The following is a 25,167-nucleotide window of genomic DNA, read 5'->3' on the forward strand; positions in this document are numbered from 1 at the left end:
TTTGTCACCCTCTCTTTTTACTTACAGCCACTCCATCGCCAATTGGGAAAATCGTTGTATCATATCCTTCATGATTCATAAGCCATTCATTGTACGTCTTAATACGACGAATCAAACCACGGGTACGTCTATTTTCAATTTTCTCTTTTGTCGTCACAAGACCATGGTACATAACGTTATCTGAAATAATAACGCCACCAGGATTTAATAACGGTTCGTATAAGTCAAAAAAGCGACGATACTGCCCTTTCGCTGCATCAATAAAAATAACATCAAATGTTCCATGTTCTTTCACTTGTTCGCCCGTTTCTAAAGCATCACCGTAAATAACAGAAATACGGTCTGTTACCGAGGAACATTCTATATATTCAAGTGCCTTTTCATATCGTTCACGATTGCGCTCTACTGTCACAATGCGAGAGTTCGGAATAGCTTGCATCATACGAATACTAGAATAACCGATTGCTGTTCCAAGTTCTAAAATACTTTCCGGTCCAACTAAACGTAAAAATTGCAGCATAAATTCCATTCCAAGTCGATCCATAATCGGCACATGGTTTTCAGTTGCATACTCTTCCATTTCAAGAATTAATTTATCTTTTGGATCAATAAATGATAATAGGTACTCGTTAACTGCATCCTCCATAATTGGTCCTCCTTATTTACATGGAGAAGTGCCTCTATGACGCGTCAACCTTTGTCTTTTCACACATAGAATGCAATAAAAATACAAGCCAGTTTCACCCTTAGCTTGTACGTCCCGTTTTGATATTAAAAACGATTCTTCTGCCAGTTTTTAACCCGATATATTTTACCACAAAAAAGAGGGATATGCGACCCTTTTCGCTATCCCTCCCCATTTCACTGTTTTTTCGTAATGTATTTTTGCTTTAATGCATTATGTTCTTCTAATGTTTTCGCATAATACACTTCACCACTTGGTGCAGCTAAGAAATAATAATAATCTGTTTGCTCAGGATCTAACGCTGCTTCCACTGAATGTTTACCAGAGTTTGCAATCGGTCCAACTGGCAACCCTTTCACAACATACGTATTGTACGGTGAGTTTATTTTCAAGTCTTCGTATAATACACGTTGTTTATGCTTTCCAAGCGCGTATAATACCGTCGGATCCGTTTGAAGCGGCATGCCTTTCGCTAAACGATTATAGAAAACACTAGAGATTTTTTGGCGATCAGTAAAGCCAGTAGCCTCTTCTTCAATAAGTGAAGACAACGTGAGAAGTTGATGAACATCCCAGTTCTTCGCTTTCATTTTCGCCTCATTTTGAACAATAATTGCATTTGTTTTCTCAAGCATCGGGATTACAATTTCTTCTAATTTCGTATCCTTTTTATAGAAAGAATACGTTGCTGGATATAAGTATCCTTCTAGTGGATATTTAATGTTGCTATCAAAAATTTTATCCGTTAATAGCTTCGGATACTTTTGCTGCATTTTTTGAATAAATGCTTTATCGTTTAATTGACGCACAACATCATCTTTATTCCACTTTGATTCTGCCGCAATCACTTCAGCAATTTCATTTACTTGCGCTCCTTCTTTAATCGTCACTTTATAAAGAGCCGGACGATGTACGTTGCCAGATGACATTTGTTCAATGACATCGTTAGCACTCATCGAAGGATTTAATAAATATGTACCTGCTTGTAAGCTTTTCGACTTAAATTTCGTATAAAAACTAAAAACTGTACTGCTTTTCACAGCACCTTTTTCTTCTAAAATCTCACCGATTTTACTTGTAGATGACCCCTTTGGAATCTCTACCTCAATCTCTTTTTTATTTCCACTATCAACTGGCCCTAATGCAGATGAAATATACGCATAGACTGATCCACAAACTAAAAGCAGTGCGATAATCGAAATTAAAAAAATGCGTCTACGCTTCTTCTTCACTTGATTCTCTACCAAAATTCTTCCTCCTTATTTAATTGTAGACCGTATACACTTCCTCTATACAATGCCCTACAAACATAAAGCAAAACCAATCATTTCTAAATAATCGGTGACAGCTACTTATTTAAAGCCTTTTTTCATACAACCCGTCTTATTATACTATAAACAATTAAGTAGTTTCGACAAAAAATCTGTCATTTTGCATATGAATACAAAAAAGGCGAACTGTGTACACAGTTCGCCTTTTTATCCATTACTATTCTTCTTCTTGCTCATCAGCAAGAGTGTTAAACATTTCTTGTACCATTTCCCACTCTTCTTCAGATTCAATTGAAAGTAATGTTCCGCCCTCTTCTTCGCTTTGCTCGTATGCCATTGCATCGAAGATTTGGTCTCCATCTTCGTCTACTTCACCGATTGGAGAGAAGACTACGTAAGATTTTTTGCCGAATTTTTCAGCATCAAAAGTGAAAATAATTTCACATAAATGTTCGTTTCCTTTTTCGTCTACAATTGTAATTTGATTTTCTTCCATTTTGGTCACCTCTTATTTACTATCTAAAAATCCTTGTAAGATCACGACTGCAGCCATCTTATCGATTACCTGTTTTCGCTTCTTACGGCTCACATCAGCTGAAATGAGCAGACGTTCCGCTGCCATCGTCGACAAACGCTCGTCCCACATTACAACTTCTAATTGTAACAGATTTCGCAGGTTTTCTGCAAATTGCTGGCACGCTTCACCACGAGGGCCGATTGTACCATTCATATTTTTAGGTAAACCTACTACTATTTTGTCCACATTGTACTGTTTTACCAACTCAGAAATACGGTCAAAACCAAAGTGGCCTCGTTCTTCGTTAATCCTGATTGTTTCCAGCCCTTGTGCTGTCCAGCCCATCTCATCGCTCATTGCAACACCGACTGTTTTAGTACCAACATCTAAACCTAATATCCGCATAAACTACTCCTCACGATGATGTTTCAAGTAAGACTTCACAAGCTCTTCAATTATCTCATCACGTTCAAGCTTGCGAACGATGCTTCGTGCATCTTTATGGCGAGGTATGTATGCTGGATCTCCACTTAATAAATAACCGACGATTTGGTTAATCGGATTATAACCTTTTTCTTGAAGTGCATCATACACAGTTAAAAGTACATCATTTACATGGACACTCTGTTTTTCATCTTGAATGCTAAACTTCATTGTCTTATCAAAACCGTCCATTTCAAGCACCTCACTTGTAAGTAGTAAGTATAGGGAGAAGAACTTCTCCTCTCCCTACCATTGTACACTACTATCTCTTTATTTTGAAACAGATTTAACGTACTCTTGTACAAACGCTAAAGCTTCCTCTACTTGCGCTGGGTTTTTACCGCCTGCTTGTGCCATATCAGGACGGCCACCACCGCCGCCTCCACAACGAGAAGCTACTTCTTTCACAAGTTTACCCGCATGGTAACCTTGACTAATTAAATCTTTCGTTACGCCAGCTAAAATATTTACTTTATCTTCATTTACAGACGCTAATACAACAACTGCAGACTCTAATTTATTTTTAAGGTCATCCATCATTGTACGTAAGTTGTTCATATCTGCAACATTTACTTTTGCCGCTAATACGTTCACGCCATCAACTGTCATTACTGAATCAGTTAAGTTTCCAGCTTCGATATTGCTTAATTTCGCAGCAAGAGATTCGTTTTCTTTTTGAAGTTGTTTTACTTCAGCAAATAAACCATCAACTCTTGTTAAAATATCTTTCGGATTTGTTTTCATTTTTCCTGCTGCTTCTTTTAATAAACCTACTTGATCGTTCATTAATTCGTATGCAGACTTACCAGTTACCGCCTCAATACGACGAGTTCCTGCACCGATACCAGACTCAGCAACGATTTTGAAAATACCGATAGAAGCTGTGTTATCAACGTGACAACCACCGCAAAGCTCTAAGCTGTAATCGCCTACTTGTACAACGCGTACAACATCACCGTATTTTTCACCGAATAATGCCATTGCGCCCATTTCTTTCGCTTCTTCGATTGCTTTTTGAGAAATCGCAACATCAATACTTTCCCAAATTTTTTCGTTTACGATACGCTCAATTTTTTCTAATTCATCAGCTTGTACTTGACCGAAGTGAGAGAAGTCAAAACGTAAACGTTCAGATGTTACAAGAGAACCCGCTTGGTTAACATGCGTTCCAAGTATATCTTTTAATGCTTGGTGCAGTAAGTGAGTTGCTGTATGGTTTTTCACAACGCTACTACGGTTTTTCGTATCGATAAGAGCTTTTACAGCCGCTTCTTTCGTTAATGTACCCTCTTCAACAACAACTTTGTGTAAGTTTTGACCATTTGGTGCTTTTTGTACGTCTTTTACAACAACTTTCACGCCGTCAGCAAGAAGATAACCACGGTCTGCAATTTGCCCACCGCTCTCAGCGTAGAATGGCGTTACATCAAGCATTAATTGTCCTTCTTCACCTGCTTGTAAGCTATCTGTATACTCACCATTTTTCACAAGTGCAACAACGTTACTTTCTGTTGCAACTGTACCGTAACCAACGAATTCGCTCGCTACTTTAACTTCACCAAGTACACCGCCTTGAACTTGCATAGAATCAACGTCTTGACGAGCAGCACGTGCACGCTCACGTTGTTTCTCCATTTCATTTTCAAAGCCCGCTTGATCAACTGTCATACCAGCTTCTTCTGCATATTCTTCTGTTAATTCAATTGGGAAACCGTACGTGTCGTATAGGCGGAACGCATCTACGCCAGAAATAACAGTTGTTTTTTCTTCTTTCGCTTTTGCAATTACTTCAGCTAAAATTGATTCACCATCATGAAGTGTTTCATGGAAACGCTCTTCTTCATTCTTCACAACTTTTGCGATGAAATCTTTCTTTTCAAGTACTTCTGGATAGAAGTCTTTCATTACTTCTCCAACAACCGGTACTAATTCAAACATGAACGGACGGTTGATGTTTAATTTCTTAGAATAACGAACAGCACGGCGTAATAAACGACGTAACACATAACCACGGCCTTCGTTAGATGGAAGAGCACCGTCACCAACAGCGAATGTTACTGTACGGATATGGTCAGCAATTACTTTAAACGCCATATCTTTTTCTAAATCGCCATTACGATATTTCTCACCAGAAATTGATTCTGTTGCACCAATCATCGGCATGAATAGGTCTGTATCAAAGTTCGTAGGTACATCTTGAACGATAGATGTCATACGCTCTAGACCCATTCCTGTATCGATGTTTTTCTTAGGAAGTGGCGTATATGAACCGTCTGGATTATGGTTAAATTGAGAGAATACAAGGTTCCATACTTCTAAGTAACGCTCGTTTTCTCCGCCCGGATATAATTCTGGGTCACTAAAGTCATTACCGTAAGATTCACCGCGGTCATAGAAAATTTCTGTATTCGGTCCACTTGGTCCTTCACCGATATCCCAGAAGTTTTCTTCTAAACGGATGATGCGTTCTTTTGGAACACCCATTTTCTCATTCCAAATTGTGAATGCTTCTTCATCTTCCGGATGAATTGTAACAGATAGTAATTCTTTATCGAATCCGATCCATTTGTCGCTCGTTAGAAATTCCCAAGCCCAAGTAATTGCTTCTTCTTTGAAGTAATCACCGATTGAGAAGTTCCCTAACATTTCAAAGAATGTATGGTGACGAGCCGTTTTCCCAACGTTTTCAATATCGTTTGTACGAATTGATTTTTGTGCATTTGTAATACGTGGATTTTGTGGGATTACACGACCATCAAAATATTTCTTTAATGTCGCTACACCACTATTAATCCATAGAAGAGATGGATCCTCATGAGGAACTAGTGATGCACTTGGTTCTACTGCATGTCCTTTTTCTTGGAAAAAGTCTAAAAACATTTGACGAATTTGTGCGCCTGTTAGTTGTTTCATTGTATTTTCCTCCTTAAATATAAAAAACTCCCGCCCCTAATAAAAGGGACGAGAGTTAACTCGCGATACCACCCTAATTATGAATTGATTATTATAACAATCAATTCATCACCTCATGGTGCCGTAACGTGGCAAGACGGCAGTGATTAGCTGCTCTCAGGATTAGCTTTCTGTTACCCTTCATTTAAAGCTTCTTTCAGCCATTGGAAGCTTCTCTCTATAAATGGACTGTAACATACTTGTTCCGTCATTGATTTAATGTATTATATGACTAAATATAATAGAATTCTCTTAAGTTTGTCAATGTAGATAATAATAATTATATTGTACTACACACATTTTCGTTAGCTACATAAGCATCTACTTTTCATTTTAAATATCTTCTCTTTTCCAAAGAGGCCTCACATGAACGATCACTGTACGAATAACAGCTAAAATTGGAACCGATATTAGCAATCCTACAATCCCGGCTATCTCTCCTCCAACTAGTAATGCGAGCATAATAATAACGGGATGCATACGAAGCGACTTACCAACGATGTAAGGCGATAAAATGTTACTTTCCAAAAATTGCAAAATAGCAATTGTAATCCCCGCCTTAATGAGTAAACTCGTTGATACCGTTGCCGCAATCATCAACGTGGGAATCGCCCCTAAAATAGGACCAAAGTACGGGATTATATCCGTTACCCCAATAATAATGCCGAGCAGCAATGGATATTTCATACCGATAAACCAAAAAGAAAGAACAGATACTCCCCCTAATACTAAGCAAACAAATAACTGTCCTCGAATATAACTTCCGAGTGACTTATCAATTTCTTTCGCAAGCATTTGACCCGTACTACGCCACTTACTCGGGACTAATTTCCAAAATATATGATAAAACTCACCGTAATCTTTTAATATGTAAAATACAATGAATGGAATTAAGAAAATAATGAGTAACGAATCCAGTACACCACGAGCTGTGCTCATGACTTTATTTAAAAGCGCTTGAATCTTCGTTTCTACACCACCAAAAATTTGTTTCACCTTTTCATGAATAAATGATGGGAAATTCGCTGTTTGTTCTGTAACTCCATCCATCCAAGAATCGTACATTTTTGTAAACTGTGGAAATTGTTCATTAATTTCTTGTAACTGTTTAATAACAACTGGCGTTCCTTTATAAATTCCATAGCCAATTCCGCCAAAGAAAAGAATATAAATGAGCAAAATAGCAAGTGTGCGTGGCATTCCTTCCTTATGGATTTTTTCAATTAAAGGGTGTAATAAATAAGCAATAAAACAAGCAATAAAGAACGGTGTGATCGCCACTTTAAATACAAAAATAATCGGTGCCCATAGTGGCTTAATTTTTAAAAAGACGAGCAAACAAAGAAAAACGAGTAACAATAATCCTAAACGATATATCCAAATGATTTTAAGATTCTTCACACGAAAAACCTCCTCCATCTTTATTTTGAAAATAAATAGGTTAGGTTATGTGCAAAAGTTTTAAAATCTTTTTATACAGACCATACTGTTTTTTAAAGACGTACATATATTTAACATAATAAGGACAACCACCCCTGAAAATACAGAATGTCAAAATATAATCAGGAGGGCTCATAATGATCTTATTTATGCTTGCATTATCCGCACTTTTTATGCTTCTTGAATGGATTTGTATCGGGTTTGGTATTTGGAAAGGCTTCTTTATTCGTTCCTCACGAAAGGAAAGAGCTAAGCACTTATGGCATTATGGAATGCTTGGCGTTGGATGCTACGGTTTATCTTATCTCTTCTCTGAAATCGGACTTTTATATTTGCATACAAGCGCATAAAAAAACTCCCTTATCATAAAGGGAGTTTTTTACGCCTTATAAATAAGACTTAATCATCTTACGTGCTTTTTTCACATTGCGTTTTGAGAATACATCTTGTTTGCGAGCATATTGATATGCTGCAGCTCCAACACCTAATGCGATTAATGAATTGCGTAGATTCAAAGTAAATCCCCCTTTTCGTTATCCGATCGTTCTTTCATTATCATCAAATAAATCATCAAGAGAGCTTAATGAACCATCTTCCTCTACTTGATGTGTATGGATTTTCCCCTTTGAAACCGATAATTCGATATAACAATTCCAGCAATAAAATTGGTTGACACCTATTTTTCCGATGTCTTTCCCTTTACAATTTGGACAACTGAACATATGGCTTTCATCTCCTTACAGTCTCCCAGATTCTATTCGCCATTATGTCCAAACTGCATTCATTTATACATTGCTAGAACCTTTCAACGTTATACGTTTGAAAGGTTCACTATATAATTTCACCTTGTTACATGAAATCATACGGTGAAATGTTTTCCACGTCCATTTCTTCACCATTAACCGTCACCATCTGCACTTCTCCTTGTGATTCTTGCAATCGGCCAGCTAAAGTCGTTTGACGCATTGCATCATCAAGGCGATTTACACCGGATTGAAACGCTGCTTCCTCCCCGCAAATAATAAGGAATTTCTTACTCCTTGTAATACCCGTGTAAATTAAATTACGACGTAACATACGGTAGTAGCTCTTTACAATTGGCATAATAACTATTGGGAATTCACTACCTTGTGATTTATGAATCGAGCAGCAATAGGCATGCGTAATTTGATTTAAATCCGGCTTTGTATATGTTACTTCAATTCCATCAAATGAAACGATAATCATATCTTGTTGCTCGACATTTTCTTTCGCATAAAATACTGAAACAATTTCTCCAATATCACCATTAAACACTTGGCTTTCCGGCTGATTGACTAATTGAAGTACTTTATCACCTCGCCGGTATACAACGTCACCGTAGGCAATTTCTTTACTCTTTTCTTTTTTCGGATTAAACACTTCTTGAAGAGCTTCATTTAACACATTAATACCTGCTGGTCCGCGGTACATTGGTGCCAACACTTGTACATCTCTTGCACTAAAGCCTTTTGTCTTAGCATTTTCACAAACCTTTTTAACAACCTCAACAATTTGAGCACCTGCACAGCTGATAAATGAACGATCTTTTTTATTTTGTGCTAAATCTGACGGAAGTGTTCCGTCTTTTATCGCATGGGCAAGCTGAATAACAGACGAACCTTCTGCCTGACGATAAATTTCTGTGAGTTTTACCGTTGGAATGGCACCTGCATTTAATAAATCTTTCAACACTTGTCCAGGTCCTACCGATGGTAATTGGTCTTCATCACCTACAACGATTACTTGGATGTTCGTCGGCAAGGATTTAAACAATTGATTTGCCAGCCAAATATCTACCATCGAAAACTCATCAATAATAAGGAGCTTCCCTTGAACAGGGTCTGTTTCATTGCGCTGGAAAGACCCTTCTGGCGTCCATCCAAGCAGGCGATGAATTGTGCACGCCGGAAGCCCCGTCGATTCACTCATTCGCTTCGCTGCTCTTCCTGTTGGAGCCGTTAATAGTATTGGAAATGGATTATCATCACTATATTCATTCGGATTTAATGATACTCCGTGAAGTGACGCATACATTTCAACAATTCCTTTAATAACTGTTGTTTTCCCCGTCCCTGGTCCACCTGTTAATAACATCATCGGCTTATGAAGTGCAGTTTGAACTGCTTCTTGCTGAAGCGGCGCATACTGTACCTTTAGCTGTTCTTCAATTTCACCTAATGTCTTTAACACTTCTGCTTCAGGAAATGCAGGGGTTTCTTCTTGATTCATAAGCCTGCGAATGGACTTTACAACGCCTTTTTCAGAGTAAAATAACGAAGCTAAATACACACGCTCTTCTTCTATGATGACTTTCCCTTCACTTTGCATCATTTCAACGCAGCCTACAATATCTTCCTCAGTCACTCCGCCTTCTTGATTATTTAAAAGTGACATCGTTTCTCTTACAAGCTGACCTTTTTCCATATACACGTGACCGAGTTGTAATGAAATATTCTCTAACGTATAAAAACACCCTGCACGTACACGGTCGTCGTGATTGCCCGTTATTCCGATTGCACGCCCTATATCATCTGCTCTTCCAAATCCAATTCCGTCCACTTCTTCAATAAGTTTATACGGATTATTACGAATCACTTCTAATGTCATCTCTTTATATTGCTGATAAATTTTAATAGAAAGTTTTGTTCCAAAACCGTAACCATTTAAAAAACTCATCACTTTCTCGAGCCCTTGATGCTCAATAATCGTCTCATATATTTCCTGCGCCTTTTGCTTGTTTACAACACCATTTAGCGCATCAGGATCATCCATAATTTTAGAAATCGCATGCTCACCGAGATGGTCCACGATCTTTTCGGCTGTACGCTTTCCAATCCCTTTAAATAAATCGCTCGCTAAATATTGCACCATACCTGCTTTTGTTTGTGGCAGTTCTTTTTTAAACGTTTCAACTAAATATTGTTTTCCATACTTTGGGTGGTCTTTAAAATGACCTGTTAATGTAAACACTTCATCTTCATGCATACGGGGAAAATGACCGTTTATCATTACTTTTTTTTCGTCGTATGTTTCATTCGTTTCAATGACTTTCATACTGACAACGGAATAGAGGTTTTCTTCGTTGTGGAAAATGGTATGAAGAACTTGCGCTTTTATAAATTTTTTCTCTTCCTCAAACAAATCCATTGCATGTTGATTTCCCATATTTCCTCTCCTTTCCGAGTTCTTTTCACTTTAATGAGCAGTACATCCCCCACCTCTTTCACAGTCTTTAGATGAGGGGTAACTGCGCATTAAACTATAATTTCACTTTATTCAGCTTCTTGCTCTAATAAACGAATACCATTACCAGCTAAAAAGTGGTCTGCTTGAATTTCAGTCGCTTTCTTAAATAAAGTAAGAGCTTTCTCGTTATTTTCTTCGAATACGTACGCAACACCTAAATTATAATACGCATCTGCATGCTCTTCATCCATTTCTAATACCTTTTCAAAATAAGGTTTCGCCTCTTGAATATGTTCTAGTCGCGCGAAGCAAAGTCCGCATTGGAAAACAGCTTCTACATCATTTTCATCTAATTCAGTTGCTCTTTGTAAAAATGGCAGCGCAAGACGGTCATTGCCAAGTTGCACATGCGTGATACCTAACATAAATGTTACATCAGCTGATTGTAATCCCACTTGCATCGCTTGTTCAAATACAGCCTTTGCCTCTGCAAATTGCTCTTGACCGTAATATACATTTCCTAAGCCATAATAAGCAGCCGCAGATTTACCATCTAATTCTAATGCACGTTTATAAAATACAATTGCTCGCTCACTATCACCTAATACATCTAATAAATTCGCAAAGTTAATGTATCCAAGCGCATCTTTCGGATTTTCTTCGATTGCTTCTGTGAAATTTTTAGCTGCTTCTTCCCAGTTTCCTTCTTGCATATATTTAATACCTGTTTCAAGTTTGTTTGACATATCCTTCACCTCTACAACAAATTATAACAAAGAATGTATTTTCCAAGCGAACAAAAATTCGCTTTATGTAAAAGAAACCTCTAACCGCTAATCGGCAGAGGCTTCTCGTGTTATCCTAAATAATCTAATTTCTTACCACTATGATATACTTCATCAATTGTAGCGCCGCCTAAGCACTCATCTCCATCATAGAAAACAACTGCTTGGCCTGGCGTAATCGCACGAATTGGCTCATCACAAAGAATACGAACTGTATTTTCATCAACGATTTGAACCGTTACTTTATTGTCTGCTTGACGATAACGGAATTTCGCTGTACACGTAAATTCTTTTTCCTTCGCTTTATTACTTACCCAGCCTACATTCGTAGCAATAACTTCATCACCATATAGAAGTTCGTTATGGAATCCTTGATCAACATATAAAATGTTTTCTTTCAAGTTTTTCCCCACAGCAAACCACGGATCACCATTACCACCAATACCAAGGCCATGACGTTGTCCAATTGTATAATACATTAAACCATCATGTTTCCCTTTCACTTCACCAGATAATGTTTGCATCACACCTGGTTGCGCCGGTAAATAGTTACTTAAGAAATCTTTAAAGTTACGCTCACCGATGAAGCAAATACCAGTACTATCTTTCTTCGCCGCTGTCGCTAAACCAGCTTCTGTCGCCATTTCGCGAATTTGTGGTTTCTTTAATTCACCTAATGGGAACATTGTTTTTGATAGTTGCTCTTGGCTTAATTGATTTAAGAAATATGTTTGATCTTTATTGTCATCAACGCCGCGAAGCATTTTATATTCGCCGTCCATATAAGCAACGCGTGCATAATGACCTGTTGCTACATAATCAGCACCAAGTGCAATTGCATGCTCTAAAAATGCTTTAAATTTAATTTCTTTGTTACACATTACATCTGGGTTTGGTGTACGACCAGCTCGGTACTCATCTAAAAAGTACGTAAATACTTTATCCCAGTATTGTTTTTCAAAGTTTACTGCATAATACGGAATGCCGATTTGGTTACACACTTCAATTACATCATTGTAATCTTCTGTTGCTGTGCAGACACCATTTGCATCTGTATCATCCCAGTTTTTCATAAAAATTCCGATTACATCATAACCTTGCTCTTTTAATAAAAGAGCTGCTACAGATGAATCGACGCCACCGGACATCCCGATGACAACGCGTGTTTCTTGAGGTAGTTTGTTCATCATGTCACCTCCCATGCTAATTTTGTGTTAATCGCTTCACGATTTTCACTGTTTCGTACGCCGCTTTTTCAATTTGCTCTTTCGTATTTCCAAGTCCGAAACTAAAGCGTACGGATGAACGTATTTGATCGGAGTCTTTTCCGAACATCGCCACTAATACATGTGATGGATCAATCGAACCAGCTGTACAAGCAGAACCACTTGATACTGCAATACCAGCTAAGTCTAGGTTTACAAGAAACGGTTCAATATTCATTCCTGTAAAACTTATATTAAACACATGTGGTAAGCGATATTCCAAGTCTCCGTTTACCTCGAAATGAATGTCCTCATTTTTGAAGACAGATACCATTATATCTTTAAACTCTTCATATTGGGCATTTTTTTGCTCACGAGTTTTTTCAGCTAGCGAAACTGCATGTTGAAGTCCAGCAATACTAGGTACATTTTCAGTACCAGCACGACGTTTTCTTTCTTGCTCTCCGCCTATTAATAACGGTTCAAATTTCACATTTGCACCAGCATATAGGAACCCTACACCTTTTGGGCCGTTAATTTTGTGAGCAGAAATCGATAATAAATCAATACCAAACTCTTTCACATCTATTTCTATTAAACCGTAAGCTTGTACAGCATCTGTGTGGAAATAAGCTTGATGCTCTTTTAACAGCTTTCCTATTTCCACAATTGGTTGTATTGTCCCTACTTCATTATTCCCGAACATAATAGATACAAGAATCGTCTCTTCCGTTAGTGCCTTTTGTATGTCAGAAACTTGAACACGCCCTGTTTCATCAACAGGTAAATATGTCACTTCAAATCCTTCACGCTCTAACAATTCACACGTATGCAAAATCGCATGATGTTCAATTTGCGTTGTAATAATGTGGTTACCTTTATGACGATTCGCACGCGCTACACCTATAAGTGCTAAATTATCAGCTTCTGTACCACCGCTCGTGAATATAATTTCATTTGGACTCGCGTGAATGCTACGTGCACACACACGTCTCGCCTCATCTACCGCATGGCGCGTTTGACGCCCATAAAAGTGAATACTAGACGGGTTTCCAAATGTTTCTGTCATATATGGAATCATCTTTTCGACCACTTCTGGGTGAGTCGGAGATGTCGCAGCATGATCTAAGTAAATGCGTTCCATTAAATCTCCTTCTTTCCAAATCGTTTCACAAGGAATTAAATGTAAAACATATAGCCCCCGTGATTTTCTTCCTCATAACGTACTAAATCTTCTAAAGTTGTACTATCTAATACTTCTTGCACCGCATCACGAACACGCATCCATAATTGGCGTTGTGCTGGTTCTTCTTCTTCTATCATTTCTACAACACTAATTGGACCCTCTAGTACACGGATTACATCTCCAGCTGTAATGTTGACTGGCTGATCAGATAATACATATCCGCCATATGCCCCGCGCGTACTCTTTACAAGACGAGCGTTACGAAGTGGTGAAATTAATTGCTCTAAGTAATGCTCAGATAGGTCATGTGCCTGTGCAATTGATTTTAATGAAATTGGGCCTTCACCAAACTTTTTTGCAAGGTCGATCATAATTGTTAAGCCGTAGCGGCCTTTTGTTGAAATCTTCATCTATTTTGCACCTCTTTTCAAATTTTCACTTCTATTGGTTATATCTTATTTATCCCGCTATTTGCGGGCAGTAAAACTCCCACCTCACAATTCGGCTGGAGCAAAGAAGTTAGGTGGGGGATGAACAAAACCCCCACTAATTAAAGTTTCACTTTATAAAAGAACACAATTTAAAATCCTATGAAATTATAGCATAATATAGTATTATAAGAAATTTCAACTTGTGTATCAAAATGATAACATAAAATCACATTGAAAAACTCGGAAATTATTACAATTGAAAGAAAAATAGGAATATTCGTATTCGTTTTCCCCACAAAACAGCATCCTATTTCAAATTTCATCAAAAAAAATGATACGATAGAATGAGATTATACATTAAGGGAGAGGGTCAAATGAAACAACCACTCGCACATCGAATGCGCCCTACAAATATTCAAGAAATTATCGGACAACAGCACTTAGTTGGTGAAGGCAAGATTTTATGGCGTATGGTCCAAGCAAATCATTTTCAATCAATGATTTTATACGGTCCTCCAGGCACAGGAAAAACATCAATCGCTAGCGCAATTGCAGGAAGTACTGGAACCCTGTTTCGCCTCTTAAACGCTGTTACTCATAATAAAAAAGATATGGAAGTTGTCGTACAAGAAGCGAAGATGCATCGGCACCTCGTTTTAATTTTGGATGAAGTTCATAGGCTAGATAAAGCGAAGCAAGACTTTCTATTACCCCATTTAGAAAGCGGACTTCTTACTTTAATTGGTGCAACGACAAGCAATCCGTTCCATGCTATTAATTCTGCTATTCGAAGTCGTTGTCAAATCTTCGAATTACACGCATTAACAGAAGATGATATTTTAATTGGCTTAAAACGAGCGCTTGAAGATAAAGAAAAAGGGCTTGGGGAATATGATGTAACTGTTACGGATGAAGCATTACATCACTTTGCAAATGCGTCAGGCGGAGATATGCGCTCAGCTTATAATGCACTTGAACTAGCTGTTTTATCTAGCTTTACAACTGACGACAAAGCCGCGGAAATTACACTTGAAATCGCGGAAGAATGCTTACAGAAAAAGAGTTTTGTTCACGACAAAGGTGGCGATGCTCACTATGACGTTTTATCTGCTTTTCAAAAATCAGTACGCGGAAGTGATGTGAACGCCGCGCTTCATTATTTAGCACGTCTTATTGAAGCTGGTGACTTACAAAGCATCGGTAGACGTCTGCTTATTATGGCATATGAGGATATCGGACTTGCTAGCCCACAAGCTGGACAACGTACACTTGCAGCGATTGAATCAGCTGAACGGGTCGGCTTCCCAGAGGCACGCATACCACTTGCAAATGCTGTTATTGAACTTTGTCTATCACCGAAATCAAACTCGGCCTATAAAGCACTCGATGCCGCACTACACGATTTACGTAATGGCCAAACAGGCGATATTCCAAGTCATTTAAAAGATAGTCATTATAAAGGAGCCGAATCGTTAGGAAGAGGCATCGGATACTTATATCCACACGATCACCCAAACGGTTGGGTACAACAACAATACTTACCTGATAAAATTAAAAACAAGCAATATTATAAACCGAAAACGACAGGAAAATTTGAACAAGCACTTTCTACTGTTTATGAAAGATTACAAAGTTCGCATAAAACGAAGAATAAAGGGTAATATAAGCGAAAACGTCACCATTACGGAGGGTTCGCTTATGAAAACACGTCAAGATGCATGGACAAAAGAAGACGATCTCCTTTTAGCAGAAACTGTTTTACGACATATTCGCAGCGGAAGTACACAAATAAAAGCATTCGATGAAGTCGGTGATACATTAAACCGAACTTCAGCAGCTTGTGGCTTTAGATGGAATGCTGAAGTAAGACCATATTATGAAGATGCGGTGCAAATCGCAAAAAAACAACGTAAAGAATTAAAGCGTTCGGAAGCTAAAATAGAAAAAGAGCAGTTCACACAAACTCGGCAGCTCGTAATCGATGCCGAGTTTTCAGAAGATATTGTCCCAAATAAACAAGGTCTTACAATGCAAAATGTCATCTCATTTTTGCAAAACTTGGAGCACAATAACCCTTCACTCGCAAAGTTACAAACTGAAAATGACGTATTACAAGATCAGCTCACTTCCCTGCAAAAAATGAATAATGAACTTGAAGCAAAATTAGCTGTTCTCACAAAAAAACAACAAGCAATCGAAGAAGATTATGCAATGCTTGTTAGAATTATGGATCGTGCTCGAAAACTTGTTTCGGTCGAAGAACAAGAAGAGCAAATTGCTCCGATTTTCAAAACCGATCAAAATGGAAATTTAGATATTATATATTCTGCAGAAAACTAAAAACAGGGATGCCACTTTTTCAACTAAGTGACATCCCTGTTTATTTTCCCTTAGTAAAAAAGCACCACAGTAAATGTAATTATATTAACGATTCGACATCGATATTTCTTTAAAACATACAAAAAGCATATATCCTAAACGATATATGCTTCCTTTTTATTCTTGCCCTACACGCTTCACTTCTACGTTTTTAATACGCTCACGTACAACGTGACTTGCCATAATTAAACCAGCCACAGATGGTACGAACGCATTTGAAGAAGGTGGTAATTTCGCTTTACGAATTTTTGCATTTTCGTCTGGTACGATTTCTTTACGTACTTCTTCACGAATTACGATTGGGTTTTCGTCAGAGAAGACAACTTTTACACCTTTTTTAATACCATCTTTACGAAGCTTCGTACGAATTACTTTCGCAATTGGATCTGTATGCGTTTTAGAAATGTCCGCAATACGGAAACGAGTTGGGTCCATTTTATTTGCCGCACCCATACATGAGATAATTTTGATTTTACGACGTAAACATTGTTTAATTAAATGAATTTTGAACGTAATCGTATCAGATGCATCTACTACGAAATCTAAACCGTGTTTAAAGAACTCTTCATATGTTTCATCTGTATAAAACATCTCTAGTCCAATTACTTCACACTCTGGATTAATATCTACAATACGCTCTTTCATTAATTCTACTTTTGAACGTCCTACAGTAGATACTAACGCGTGAATTTGACGGTTTACGTTTGTAATATCTACAACATCTTTGTCAACTAATACAAGACGTCCTACGCCAGAACGTGCTAACGCTTCTGCCGAAAATGATCCTACACCGCCAATACCTAAAATACCGACTGTACTATTTTTTAATATTTCAAGGCCTTCTTTTCCAAAGGCTAATTCATTACGTGAAAATTGATGTAACATTCAGCTCTACACTCCTATTACAAAAATGGTCTACCATGTATTCTAGCGTTTTTCCGACTATTTGTATAGAAAAAGTTATAGAATCCTTAAAAATACATATTTTAAAAATGAAAACATAGTGTAAACCGGGCTTTTACTTCTTCCTAAATGCAAGTTTACAAAGGAGGATTCAGATGGCCGAGCAGATCGAGGCACTTATGCTAGGAGAAGCACAGTGTAGCTTTACTACTCGAGCACCGGACTAGCATAAGCAACGATGAGATGCGACGGTTATCTGAACCGGACTTTTTAAACAACCTCTTCAATATACGTTTAAAAAGGAGGATTTAGAGAACCGAGCAGATCGAGGCACTTATGCTAGGAGGAGCACAGTGTAGCTTTACTACTCGAGCACCGGACTAGCATAAGCAACGATGAGATGCGACGGTTATCTGAACCGGACTTTTTAAACAACCTCTATAAAAAAAGCCTAGATGGGGTTAGTATAACCATCTAGACTCTATTCTTACTTCTCTTCTTTCAAGCTCAATTTTAAGCTTAGCTCTTCAAGCTGAGCTTCTGCAACTGGGCTTGGCGCTTCTGTTAATAAGCAGCTTGCGCTTGCTGTTTTCGGGAATGCAATTGTATCACGAAGGTTCGTACGACCTGCAAGTAACATAACAAGACGGTCTAAACCTAATGCGATTCCGCCGTGTGGTGGTGTACCGTATTCGAATGCTTCTAATAAGAATCCGAATTGTTCTTGTGCTTCTTCTTGTGAGAATCCAAGTGCTTTGAACATTTTTTCTTGTACGTCACGCTCGTAAATACGAAGTGATCCACCACCAAGCTCATAACCGTTTAATACAAGGTCATATGCTTGTGCACGTGCTTTTTCTGGTGCTGTTTCTAATAACTCAACGTCTTCACGGAATGGCATTGTGAATGGGTGGTGAGCTGCGAAGTAACGATCTGCATCTTCATCGTACTCAAGAAGTGGCCAATCAGTTACCCATAGGAAGTTAAATTTACTTTCGTCAATTAACTCAAGCTCTTTACCTAAACGTAAACGAAGTGCACCTAAGCTATCTGCAACAACGCTTTTCTTATCTGCTACGAATAGTAATAAGTCACCAGCATCCGCTTCTAATGTACTCATTAACACGTTTGCATCTTCTTCACCGAAGAATTTCGCAATCGGTCCTTTTAAGCCGTCTTCTTCAACTTTAAGCCAAGCTAGACCTTTTGCACCGTATACTTTGGCGAATTCAGTTAATGCATCGATGTCTTTACGAGAGTATTTGCTCGCTGCACCTTTTGCGTTAATCGCTTTTACTTGTCCGCCGTTTTCTACAGCACTTGTAAATACTTTAAATCCACAACCTACTGCAAATTCAGATAGGTCTTTTAGTTCCATTTCAAAGCGTGTATCCGGCTTATCAGAACCAAAGCGAGCCATTGCATCAGCATATTTCATACGAGGGAATGGTGCACTAACTTCTACACCTTTTGCATCCTTCATGACTTTCGTCATCATACGCTCCATCATTTCTAAAATTTCATCTTGCGTTAAGAATGATGCCTCGATATCAATTTGCGTGAATTCCGGTTGACGGTCCGCACGTAAATCTTCGTCACGGAAACAACGTGCTACTTGATAGTAACGTTCAAATCCACCGACCATAAGAAGCTGTTTAAATAGCTGCGGAGATTGAGGTAATGCATAAAATTCACCATCATGCACACGGCTTGGTACTAAATAGTCGCGAGCTCCTTCTGGCGTGCTCTTCGTTAAAATTGGTGTTTCAACTTCTAAGAACTCTTCTGTATCTAAGAAGTTACGAATTGTTTTCGTTACGTCATGACGCATTTTGAATGTGTTGAACATTGCAGGACGACGTAAGTCTAAGTAACGATATTTTAAACGCACATCTTCTGATGCATCTGTATCATCAGCAATAATGATTGGCGTTGTTTTCGCTGCGTTTAATACATTTACTTTCGATGCTTGTACTTCAATACGACCAGTTGCCATATTATCATTAATTGCGCCTTCACCACGTTCAACAACTGTACCTTCTACGTGTAATACGTATTCGCTACGAATCGTTTCTGCTACTTCTAACGCTTCTTTTGATGTTTCAGGATTAAATACAACTTGTACGATACCTGTACGGTCACGTAAGTCGATAAAGATTAATCCACCTAAATCACGGCGTTTTTGTACCCAACCTTTTAATTGAACTGTTTGTCCAACCGCTTCTACTGTTACTTTCCCGCATGCATGTGTTCTTTCAGCCACTTTAAGTTCCCCCTATATTAATTTCTCTGCTACATATGAAGCAAATACATCTAACGCTACTTCTTCTTGTCCGCCTGTTGCCATATCTTTTAAGTTAATGATGCCTTTATCTAGCTCATCTTCCCCTAATACAGCTACGTATTTCGCATTTAAACGATCTGCAGATTTAAATTGTGCTTTCATTTTGCGATCTAAATAATCTTTTTCAACTGATAATCCAGCTTTACGAAGATCGAACGTAACTTTTGCAGCACGGTCTTTCGCTTTTTCACCAAGTGCTACAACGTAACAATCAATACTATGTTCAATTGGTAACTCAATATTTTCAGCCTTCAGTGCCATAATTAAACGCTCAATACTCATCGCAAAACCGATACCTGGCATTTCCGGTCCACCGATTTCTTGTACAAGTCCGTTATAACGGCCACCGCCACTTAATGTTGTGATAGCACCGAAACCTTCTGCCTCACTCATAATTTCAAAAACAGTGTGTTGGTAGTAGTCTAAACCACGTACTAAATTCGGATCTTTCTCAAATGGAACATCCATCATCGTTAGTAGTTCTTGTACTTTGTCGTAGTATACTGCTGAATCTTCGTTTAAGTATTCTGTAATAGATGGTGCCGTGCTCATTAATTCATGATTACGGTCCTTCTTACAGTCTAAAATACGAAGAGGGTTTTTTTCTAAGCGAGATTGGCAATCAGAACAGAATTCTCCGATGCGCGGCTCAAAGTGAGCAATTAACGCATCACGGTGTGCTTGACGACTCGCTGCATCACCTAAGCTATTTAATACAACTTTAATATTTTTTAAGCCCATACCGCGGTAAAACTCTACAGCAAGTGCAATTACTTCTGCATCAATTGCTGGGTCGTTACTACCAATTGCTTCAATACCGAATTGTACGAATTGACGATAGCGACCTGCTTGTGGTCTTTCATAACGGAACATTTGGCCGATATAGTATAATTTTGTTGGTTGTGTTGCATCACCGAACATTTTGTTCTCAACGTAAGAACGTACAACAGGTGCAGTACCTTCTGGACGTAATGTTAAACTACGCTCTCCACGGTCTTGGAATGAATACATTTCTTTTTGTACGATATCTGTCGTATCACCAACACCACGTAAAAATAGCTCTGTGTGCTCAAAAATTGGTGTACGAATTTCTTTATAATTGTAACGACGGCAAATGTCGCGCGCTTGCCCTTCGATATACTGCCATAACTCAACACTACCTGGAAGAATATCTTGCGTTCCGCGTGGGATTTGAATAGACATATTCAGTTCCTCCTCAAATTGTTTTAATCTTAATAAAAATAAAAAAACTCCCGCCTCTACTGTTTGAACAGTAGGGACGAGAGTATTATACCCGTGGTGCCACCCTAATTGAAGCACGTATGCTTCCACTTTTTTAATAACGCTTAAATTTGCGTTCATCTCTACTAAGCGTATAAGCCTTTCAAGTTGAAACCTACAGAGTGTCATTCAATCAGTCATCATGTAGAAATGTTTTCAGCCTAGGACATTTCTTCTCTTTCCATGTGTATCTCATTTACTCTCCTCTATCAACGGCTATATTCATATGTAAATATAAAATTACTATACGTTTGTTGAGTAGGATTGTCAAGTGCTCTAAGAGCGCTCAATTTGCTTCTTTAGGCGCTTTACATCTTGCAGTGAAATTCCGAACTCTGAAGCAAGCTCCATTGAAGTATTGTTTTGCTCTTTTGAAATAAAATCATGAAAATTCACGTTAAACAGTTGATTTGCACCATTTGTAACAGAATGCCCTTTTTCATTCATACGCATACGTATATCCCTCACATTCAATATGGATGTTTTACTTGTTATTGTTCCATATTGATGAAAGAGTTATACATAACTGAAAACAGCTATTGATTCCAAATAAAGTGAAACTTTAATGAATAGGGGTTTTGTCCATCGCCACTCATTATTAGCCCTCACTAATCAGGCTTTTACGAGCAGTGGATCTCCCACAAATAGCGGGATAAATGAACAAAACATACAACAATGTATAAAAAAGAGAGGATTATATAATCCCCTCTTCTTAAGCAACACTATTTACTATCCACAATTAAGGTCACCGGACCATCATTGATTAAAGAAACGTCCATCATTGCTCCGAACTGTCCTGTCTCCACATGCAGTCCTTGTTTACGAACTTCTTCATTAAAGAAATCATATAAATGTTCTGCATAATCAGGTTTCGCAGCATCCATAAAGTTTGGACGTCTTCCCTTGCGGCAATCTCCGTATAATGTAAATTGCGAAATAGATAGAACTTGTCCCTTCATATCAAGTACAGAGTGGTTCATCTTTCCGCTCTCATCTTCAAAAATACGTAGGTTTGCAATTTTTTCTGCGATATAAGTTGCATCTTTTTCTGTATCTTCATGCGTAATGCCAACTAGTAATGTTAAACCGAATGGAATTTGTCCTACAATCTCGCCATCTACTGTGACAGACGCTTCCTTTGATCGTTGTAAAACAACTCTCATCTTTTCTACACTCCCTATTAATGCATCATGCGTCGTACGGCATAAATTTCCGGAACACGTTTAATGCGCTCTACTACTTTTTTCAAGTGTTGTAAGTTTCGAATAGAAATCGACATGTTAATCGTTGCCATCTTATTACGATCACTTCTACCAGAAACAGCTGAGATATACGTCTTCGTTTCTGTAACAGCTTGTAATACTTCATTCAATAAACCACGACGATCATAGCCTGAAATTTCAATATCAACATTGTACTCAATTTCTTTTTCAGGACTACCTTCCCAATCTACTTCTAGTAAACGCTCCACCGCTTCTTCTGTATGCACATTGACGCAATCGCAACGGTGAATTGATACGCCTCGACCTTTCGTAATATAACCAACGATATCATCACCTGGAACTGGGTTACAGCATTTTGATAAACGAATTAACAAATTATCTGCACCACTTACCTTTACACCAGAATCCCATTTTCGAATTTTCATCGGTTTACGAACTTCTTTAACTTCAACGATGTCTTCTTCTTCACGTTGTTTACGGAACTTGTCCGTTAGTCGCGTAACAATTTGCGCTGCTGTAATTCCGTTATATCCAACTGCTGCAAACATATCTTCTTCATTTGCAAAGTTAAACTTCTCAGCGACACGTTTTAAATTATCAAGCGCTAATACTTCTTTCATCTCATACTCTAAGCCACGCACTTCTTTTTCAACAAGCTCACGGCCTTTTTCAATATTTTCATCTCTACGTTGTTTCTTAAAGAATTGACGTATTTTATTTTTCGCATGAGATGTTTGAGCAAGCTTTACCCAATCTTGACTTGGGCCATAAGAATGTTTCGATGTTAAAATTTCAATGATGTCACCCGTTTTTAATTTATAATCAAGGGTCACCATTTTCCCATTTACTTTTGCACCAATTGTTTTATTCCCAATCTCTGAATGGACACGATACGAAAAGTCAATTGGAACAGATCCAAGTGGTAATTCCATTACATCGCCTTTCGGTGTGAAGACGAATACCATGTCAGAGAACAAATCAATTTTTAATGATTCCATAAACTCTTCTGCATTAGAAGCTTCATTTTGCCATTCTAATATTTGACGGAACCAAGTTAGTTTCTTCTCTAATGTACCAGTTGTTTCTGCTGTTTTTCCTTCTTTATACGCCCAGTGTGCCGCGATTCCGAATTCTGCAATCTCATGCATTTCTTTCGTACGAATTTGCACTTCTAGCGGATCACCTTTTGGTCCAATTACAGTCGTATGAAGAGATTGATATAAATTTGCTTTCGGCATTGCAATATAATCTTTAAAACGACCTGGCATTGGTTTCCAGCACGTATGAATAATTCCAAGCACCGCATAGCAATCTTTAATACTATTCACAACGACACGTACAGCTAGTAAATCGTAAATTTCATTGAATTGTTTATTTTGCAATGCCATTTTACGATAAATACTGTAAATATGTTTTGGTCTTCCAGAAATCTCAGGTTGAATTGAAACTTCTTTTAATTTCTCACGAATACCAGTCATTACTTCATCTAAATATTCTTCACGCTCTGCACGTTTACGCTTCATTAAATTTACAATACGATAATATTGCTGTGGGTTTAAATAGCGGAGTGACGTATCCTCTAACTCCCATTTAATAGTACTAATTCCGAGTCTATGTGCTAAAGGTGCAAAGATTTCTAACGTTTCATTCGCAATGCGACGCTGCTTCTCTTGAGGCAAATGTTTCAATGTACGCATGTTATGAAGACGATCAGCTAGTTTAATTAAAATAACTCGAATATCTTGAGCCATTGCAATAAACATTTTGCGATGGTTTTCTGCTTGTTGCTGCTCATGGGATTTATATTTAATCTTTCCAAGCTTTGTAACACCATCGACAAGCATAGCGATTTCTTTATTAAATTCCCGTTCAATGTCTTCTAATGTAATTTCTGTATCTTCCACTACATCATGTAAGAAACCTGCCGATACTGTAGCCGGATCCATGTGTAAATCAACTAAAATACCTGCAACTTGAATTGGGTGAATAATATATGGTTCACCCGATTTTCTATATTGTTCGCTATGTGCATCACGCGCATATTCATAGGCACGTGCCACTAGCTCAATATCTCCATCCGCTAAATATTGACTTGCTTTCTCGAGTACCTGTTCAGCTGTTAGTACTTGCTCATTTGCCATCGAATCACCTTTTATTGAAAATTGACTTTATCTTTATTGAATAGAATAAATTATATTCTATCATTATAACCCAATGATTGTGAATTGTGAAAAGGAAAAGATTTTACTGACATTTCACCATGTTTTTTTGTGCAATTATACAAAAGTACCCGCTCCTCTCCAAGAGATTCACGGGTACTTTTTTATCACCGTAGTTTCACCTATATAATGATTAGTATTTTTCTAATACTAATACATCGTAACCATCTAACATTTTACGACCATCTAAGTAAGTAAGCTCTACTAAAAATGCAATTCCTGCTACAACTCCACCAAGTTCTTCAACTAGTTTAATTGTCGCTTCGATTGTTCCACCTGTAGCTAATAAGTCATCTGTAATTAATACACGTTGGCCTGGCTTAATTGCATCTTTATGGATTGTTAAAACATCCGTTCCATATTCTTTACCGTAGTCAACTGTAATTACTTCACGTGGTAATTTTCCTAATTTACGAACTGGTGCGAAACCTACTTCTAATGCATAAGAAACTGGGCAACCAATAATAAAACCACGCGCTTCTGGTCCTACTACAACATCAATGTCTCTTTTATTTGCATACTCAACGATTGCATCTGTTGCTGCTTTATATGCTTTTCCGTCGTTCATTAAAGGTGTAATGTCTTTAAACACAATACCTTCTTTCGGATAATCTGGTACAATTGCGATATGTTGCTTGAAATCCATATTTCTGAAT

Annotated in this window: 24 protein-coding genes and 2 other annotated features; of the genes, 3 read left to right on the forward strand and 21 right to left on the reverse strand. The window is 38.0% G+C overall.

What is annotated here, in order from left to right:
* Nucleotides 1–4: 4 nt before the first annotated feature.
* From ABH957_RS03045 to ABH957_RS03075, 7 genes are all read right to left on the reverse strand, one after another.
* Nucleotides 5–646 (reverse strand): O-methyltransferase, encoded by a 642-nt coding sequence (locus ABH957_RS03045; RefSeq protein WP_012261742.1) that lies wholly within the window; start codon nucleotides 644–646, stop codon nucleotides 5–7.
* A 215-nt stretch (nucleotides 647–861) separates the two neighbouring features.
* A complete protein-coding gene (gene mltG / locus ABH957_RS03050) occupies nucleotides 862–1,932 on the reverse strand; it encodes an endolytic transglycosylase MltG (RefSeq protein WP_404491107.1) in 1,071 nt (356 codons plus the stop codon).
* A 241-nt stretch (nucleotides 1,933–2,173) separates the two neighbouring features.
* Nucleotides 2,174–2,452, reverse strand: a complete 279-nt coding sequence (locus ABH957_RS03055) for a DUF1292 domain-containing protein (RefSeq protein ID WP_002034112.1) — start codon at nucleotides 2,450–2,452, stop codon at nucleotides 2,174–2,176.
* Between the two features lie 12 nt (nucleotides 2,453–2,464).
* Nucleotides 2,465–2,878 (reverse strand): Holliday junction resolvase RuvX, encoded by a 414-nt coding sequence (gene ruvX, locus ABH957_RS03060; RefSeq protein ID WP_001221204.1) that lies wholly within the window; start codon nucleotides 2,876–2,878, stop codon nucleotides 2,465–2,467.
* A 3-nt stretch (nucleotides 2,879–2,881) separates the two neighbouring features.
* Nucleotides 2,882–3,148 (reverse strand): IreB family regulatory phosphoprotein, encoded by a 267-nt coding sequence (locus tag ABH957_RS03065; RefSeq protein WP_000348591.1) that lies wholly within the window; start codon nucleotides 3,146–3,148, stop codon nucleotides 2,882–2,884.
* A 78-nt stretch (nucleotides 3,149–3,226) separates the two neighbouring features.
* Nucleotides 3,227–5,869, reverse strand: coding sequence for an alanine--tRNA ligase (gene alaS / locus ABH957_RS03070; protein ID WP_404454129.1), 2,643 nt, complete (start codon nucleotides 5,867–5,869; stop codon nucleotides 3,227–3,229).
* A gap of 41 nt (nucleotides 5,870–5,910) precedes the next feature.
* Nucleotides 5,911–6,129: a binding site (T-box leader), on the reverse strand.
* A gap of 112 nt (nucleotides 6,130–6,241) precedes the next feature.
* Entirely contained in the window at nucleotides 6,242–7,327 is a 1,086-nt protein-coding gene (locus tag ABH957_RS03075; protein ID WP_219303574.1) for an AI-2E family transporter, read from the reverse strand.
* Nucleotides 7,328–7,485: 158 nt separating this feature from the next.
* Between ABH957_RS03075 and ABH957_RS03080 the strand changes: the two genes are divergently transcribed.
* The gene (locus ABH957_RS03080) at nucleotides 7,486–7,698 is read left to right on the forward strand and encodes a hypothetical protein (protein WP_002015285.1); all 213 of its coding nucleotides are present in this window, start codon (nucleotides 7,486–7,488) and stop codon (nucleotides 7,696–7,698) included.
* 36 nt (nucleotides 7,699–7,734) lie between these two features.
* On the opposite strand, the gene ABH957_RS03085 is transcribed toward ABH957_RS03080, so the two are convergent.
* The 7 genes from ABH957_RS03085 to cymR all read right to left on the reverse strand — a co-directional run bounded on the left by ABH957_RS03085 (nucleotide 7,735) and on the right by cymR (nucleotide 14,141).
* Nucleotides 7,735–7,863 carry a YrzQ family protein gene (locus ABH957_RS03085; RefSeq protein WP_002015286.1) on the reverse strand — a complete coding sequence of 43 codons (129 nt, stop codon included), beginning with the start codon at nucleotides 7,861–7,863 and terminating at the stop codon, nucleotides 7,735–7,737.
* Nucleotides 7,864–7,881: 18 nt separating this feature from the next.
* On the reverse strand, nucleotides 7,882–8,070 hold the full coding sequence (locus ABH957_RS03090) for a hypothetical protein (protein WP_002015288.1): 189 nt from the start codon (nucleotides 8,068–8,070) through the stop codon (nucleotides 7,882–7,884).
* A gap of 127 nt (nucleotides 8,071–8,197) precedes the next feature.
* A complete protein-coding gene (gene recD2 / locus ABH957_RS03095) occupies nucleotides 8,198–10,534 on the reverse strand; it encodes an SF1B family DNA helicase RecD2 (RefSeq protein WP_404454131.1) in 2,337 nt (778 codons plus the stop codon).
* A 107-nt stretch (nucleotides 10,535–10,641) separates the two neighbouring features.
* Nucleotides 10,642–11,301: a tetratricopeptide repeat protein gene (locus ABH957_RS03100; RefSeq protein WP_113935633.1), complete on the reverse strand. Its 660-nt coding sequence runs from the start codon at nucleotides 11,299–11,301 to the stop codon at nucleotides 10,642–10,644.
* A 110-nt stretch (nucleotides 11,302–11,411) separates the two neighbouring features.
* Entirely contained in the window at nucleotides 11,412–12,527 is a 1,116-nt protein-coding gene (gene mnmA / locus ABH957_RS03105; RefSeq protein WP_002088752.1) for a tRNA 2-thiouridine(34) synthase MnmA, read from the reverse strand.
* A 16-nt stretch (nucleotides 12,528–12,543) separates the two neighbouring features.
* Complete coding sequence (locus ABH957_RS03110) at nucleotides 12,544–13,689, reverse strand: cysteine desulfurase family protein (RefSeq protein WP_002067246.1); 1,146 nt, start codon at nucleotides 13,687–13,689, stop codon at nucleotides 12,544–12,546.
* A 35-nt stretch (nucleotides 13,690–13,724) separates the two neighbouring features.
* Nucleotides 13,725–14,141, reverse strand: coding sequence for a cysteine metabolism transcriptional regulator CymR (gene cymR / locus ABH957_RS03115; RefSeq protein WP_000704117.1), 417 nt, complete (start codon nucleotides 14,139–14,141; stop codon nucleotides 13,725–13,727).
* 395 nt (nucleotides 14,142–14,536) lie between these two features.
* Here cymR and ABH957_RS03120 point away from each other — a divergent pair, with 395 nt between their 5' ends.
* Both ABH957_RS03120 and ABH957_RS03125 read left to right on the forward strand, forming a co-directional pair.
* The gene (locus tag ABH957_RS03120) at nucleotides 14,537–15,823 is read left to right on the forward strand and encodes a replication-associated recombination protein A (RefSeq protein WP_002067244.1); all 1,287 of its coding nucleotides are present in this window, start codon (nucleotides 14,537–14,539) and stop codon (nucleotides 15,821–15,823) included.
* 37 nt (nucleotides 15,824–15,860) lie between these two features.
* Complete coding sequence (locus ABH957_RS03125; protein WP_113935634.1) at nucleotides 15,861–16,502, forward strand: RsfA family transcriptional regulator; 642 nt, start codon at nucleotides 15,861–15,863, stop codon at nucleotides 16,500–16,502.
* 156 nt (nucleotides 16,503–16,658) lie between these two features.
* Here the strand turns inward: ABH957_RS03125 and ABH957_RS03130 are convergent, their stop codons facing one another.
* The 7 genes from ABH957_RS03130 to ABH957_RS03160 form a co-directional block, all read right to left on the reverse strand.
* Nucleotides 16,659–17,426 (reverse strand): tRNA threonylcarbamoyladenosine dehydratase, encoded by a 768-nt coding sequence (locus tag ABH957_RS03130; protein WP_404491108.1) that lies wholly within the window; start codon nucleotides 17,424–17,426, stop codon nucleotides 16,659–16,661.
* 505 nt (nucleotides 17,427–17,931) lie between these two features.
* Nucleotides 17,932–19,707 carry an aspartate--tRNA ligase gene (gene aspS, locus ABH957_RS03135; protein ID WP_002067242.1) on the reverse strand — a complete coding sequence of 592 codons (1,776 nt, stop codon included), beginning with the start codon at nucleotides 19,705–19,707 and terminating at the stop codon, nucleotides 17,932–17,934.
* A 12-nt stretch (nucleotides 19,708–19,719) separates the two neighbouring features.
* Nucleotides 19,720–20,991, reverse strand: coding sequence for a histidine--tRNA ligase (hisS, locus tag ABH957_RS03140; protein WP_404510642.1), 1,272 nt, complete (start codon nucleotides 20,989–20,991; stop codon nucleotides 19,720–19,722).
* A gap of 69 nt (nucleotides 20,992–21,060) precedes the next feature.
* Nucleotides 21,061–21,291, reverse strand: a binding site (T-box leader).
* Nucleotides 21,292–21,345: 54 nt separating this feature from the next.
* A complete protein-coding gene (locus ABH957_RS03145) occupies nucleotides 21,346–21,522 on the reverse strand; it encodes a hypothetical protein (protein ID WP_001242605.1) in 177 nt (58 codons plus the stop codon).
* Between the two features lie 269 nt (nucleotides 21,523–21,791).
* Nucleotides 21,792–22,232: a D-tyrosyl-tRNA(Tyr) deacylase gene (locus ABH957_RS03150; protein ID WP_016092357.1), complete on the reverse strand. Its 441-nt coding sequence runs from the start codon at nucleotides 22,230–22,232 to the stop codon at nucleotides 21,792–21,794.
* Nucleotides 22,233–22,249: 17 nt separating this feature from the next.
* Entirely contained in the window at nucleotides 22,250–24,433 is a 2,184-nt protein-coding gene (gene relA / locus ABH957_RS03155) for a GTP diphosphokinase (RefSeq protein ID WP_002138443.1), read from the reverse strand.
* A gap of 211 nt (nucleotides 24,434–24,644) precedes the next feature.
* Nucleotides 24,645–25,157, reverse strand: a complete 513-nt coding sequence (locus tag ABH957_RS03160) for an adenine phosphoribosyltransferase (protein ID WP_002015305.1) — start codon at nucleotides 25,155–25,157, stop codon at nucleotides 24,645–24,647.
* Between the last annotated feature and the right edge of the window lie 10 nt (nucleotides 25,158–25,167).

It is taken from the genome of Bacillus sp. RC242 (assembly GCF_044908245.1).
Classification (GTDB): Bacteria; Bacillota; Bacilli; order Bacillales; family Bacillaceae_G; genus Bacillus_A; species Bacillus_A mycoides.

Excerpts from the sequence above, each read along its gene's own strand:
- ABH957_RS03130 (WP_404491108.1), bottom strand. The coding sequence starts at position 17,426 with ATGTTACATCAATTTTCACGTAATGAATTAGCCTTTGGAAAAGAAGGC.
- cymR (WP_000704117.1), bottom strand. The coding sequence starts at position 14,141 with ATGAAGATTTCAACAAAAGGCCGCTACGGCTTAACAATTATGATCGAC.
- alaS (WP_404454129.1), bottom strand. The coding sequence starts at position 5,869 with ATGAAACAACTAACAGGCGCACAAATTCGTCAAATGTTTTTAGACTTT.
- ruvX (WP_001221204.1), bottom strand. The coding sequence starts at position 2,878 with ATGCGGATATTAGGTTTAGATGTTGGTACTAAAACAGTCGGTGTTGCA.
- ABH957_RS03100 (WP_113935633.1), bottom strand. The coding sequence starts at position 11,301 with ATGTCAAACAAACTTGAAACAGGTATTAAATATATGCAAGAAGGAAAC.
- ABH957_RS03125 (WP_113935634.1), top strand. The coding sequence starts at position 15,861 with ATGAAAACACGTCAAGATGCATGGACAAAAGAAGACGATCTCCTTTTA.
- ABH957_RS03045 (WP_012261742.1), bottom strand. The coding sequence starts at position 646 with ATGGAGGATGCAGTTAACGAGTACCTATTATCATTTATTGATCCAAAA.
- ABH957_RS03080 (WP_002015285.1), top strand. The coding sequence starts at position 7,486 with ATGATCTTATTTATGCTTGCATTATCCGCACTTTTTATGCTTCTTGAA.
- ABH957_RS03120 (WP_002067244.1), top strand. The coding sequence starts at position 14,537 with ATGAAACAACCACTCGCACATCGAATGCGCCCTACAAATATTCAAGAA.
- ABH957_RS03145 (WP_001242605.1), bottom strand. The coding sequence starts at position 21,522 with ATGCGTATGAATGAAAAAGGGCATTCTGTTACAAATGGTGCAAATCAA.
- relA (WP_002138443.1), bottom strand. The coding sequence starts at position 24,433 with ATGGCAAATGAGCAAGTACTAACAGCTGAACAGGTACTCGAGAAAGCA.
- ABH957_RS03090 (WP_002015288.1), bottom strand. The coding sequence starts at position 8,070 with ATGTTCAGTTGTCCAAATTGTAAAGGGAAAGACATCGGAAAAATAGGT.
- recD2 (WP_404454131.1), bottom strand. The coding sequence starts at position 10,534 with ATGGGAAATCAACATGCAATGGATTTGTTTGAGGAAGAGAAAAAATTT.
- ABH957_RS03110 (WP_002067246.1), bottom strand. The coding sequence starts at position 13,689 with ATGGAACGCATTTACTTAGATCATGCTGCGACATCTCCGACTCACCCA.
- ABH957_RS03160 (WP_002015305.1), bottom strand. The coding sequence starts at position 25,157 with ATGGATTTCAAGCAACATATCGCAATTGTACCAGATTATCCGAAAGAA.
- mnmA (WP_002088752.1), bottom strand. The coding sequence starts at position 12,527 with ATGAACAAACTACCTCAAGAAACACGCGTTGTCATCGGGATGTCCGGT.
- ABH957_RS03065 (WP_000348591.1), bottom strand. The coding sequence starts at position 3,148 with ATGGACGGTTTTGATAAGACAATGAAGTTTAGCATTCAAGATGAAAAA.
- hisS (WP_404510642.1), bottom strand. The coding sequence starts at position 20,991 with ATGTCTATTCAAATCCCACGCGGAACGCAAGATATTCTTCCAGGTAGT.
- ABH957_RS03055 (WP_002034112.1), bottom strand. The coding sequence starts at position 2,452 with ATGGAAGAAAATCAAATTACAATTGTAGACGAAAAAGGAAACGAACAT.
- ABH957_RS03150 (WP_016092357.1), bottom strand. The coding sequence starts at position 22,232 with ATGAGAGTTGTTTTACAACGATCAAAGGAAGCGTCTGTCACAGTAGAT.
- ABH957_RS03075 (WP_219303574.1), bottom strand. The coding sequence starts at position 7,327 with ATGGAGGAGGTTTTTCGTGTGAAGAATCTTAAAATCATTTGGATATAT.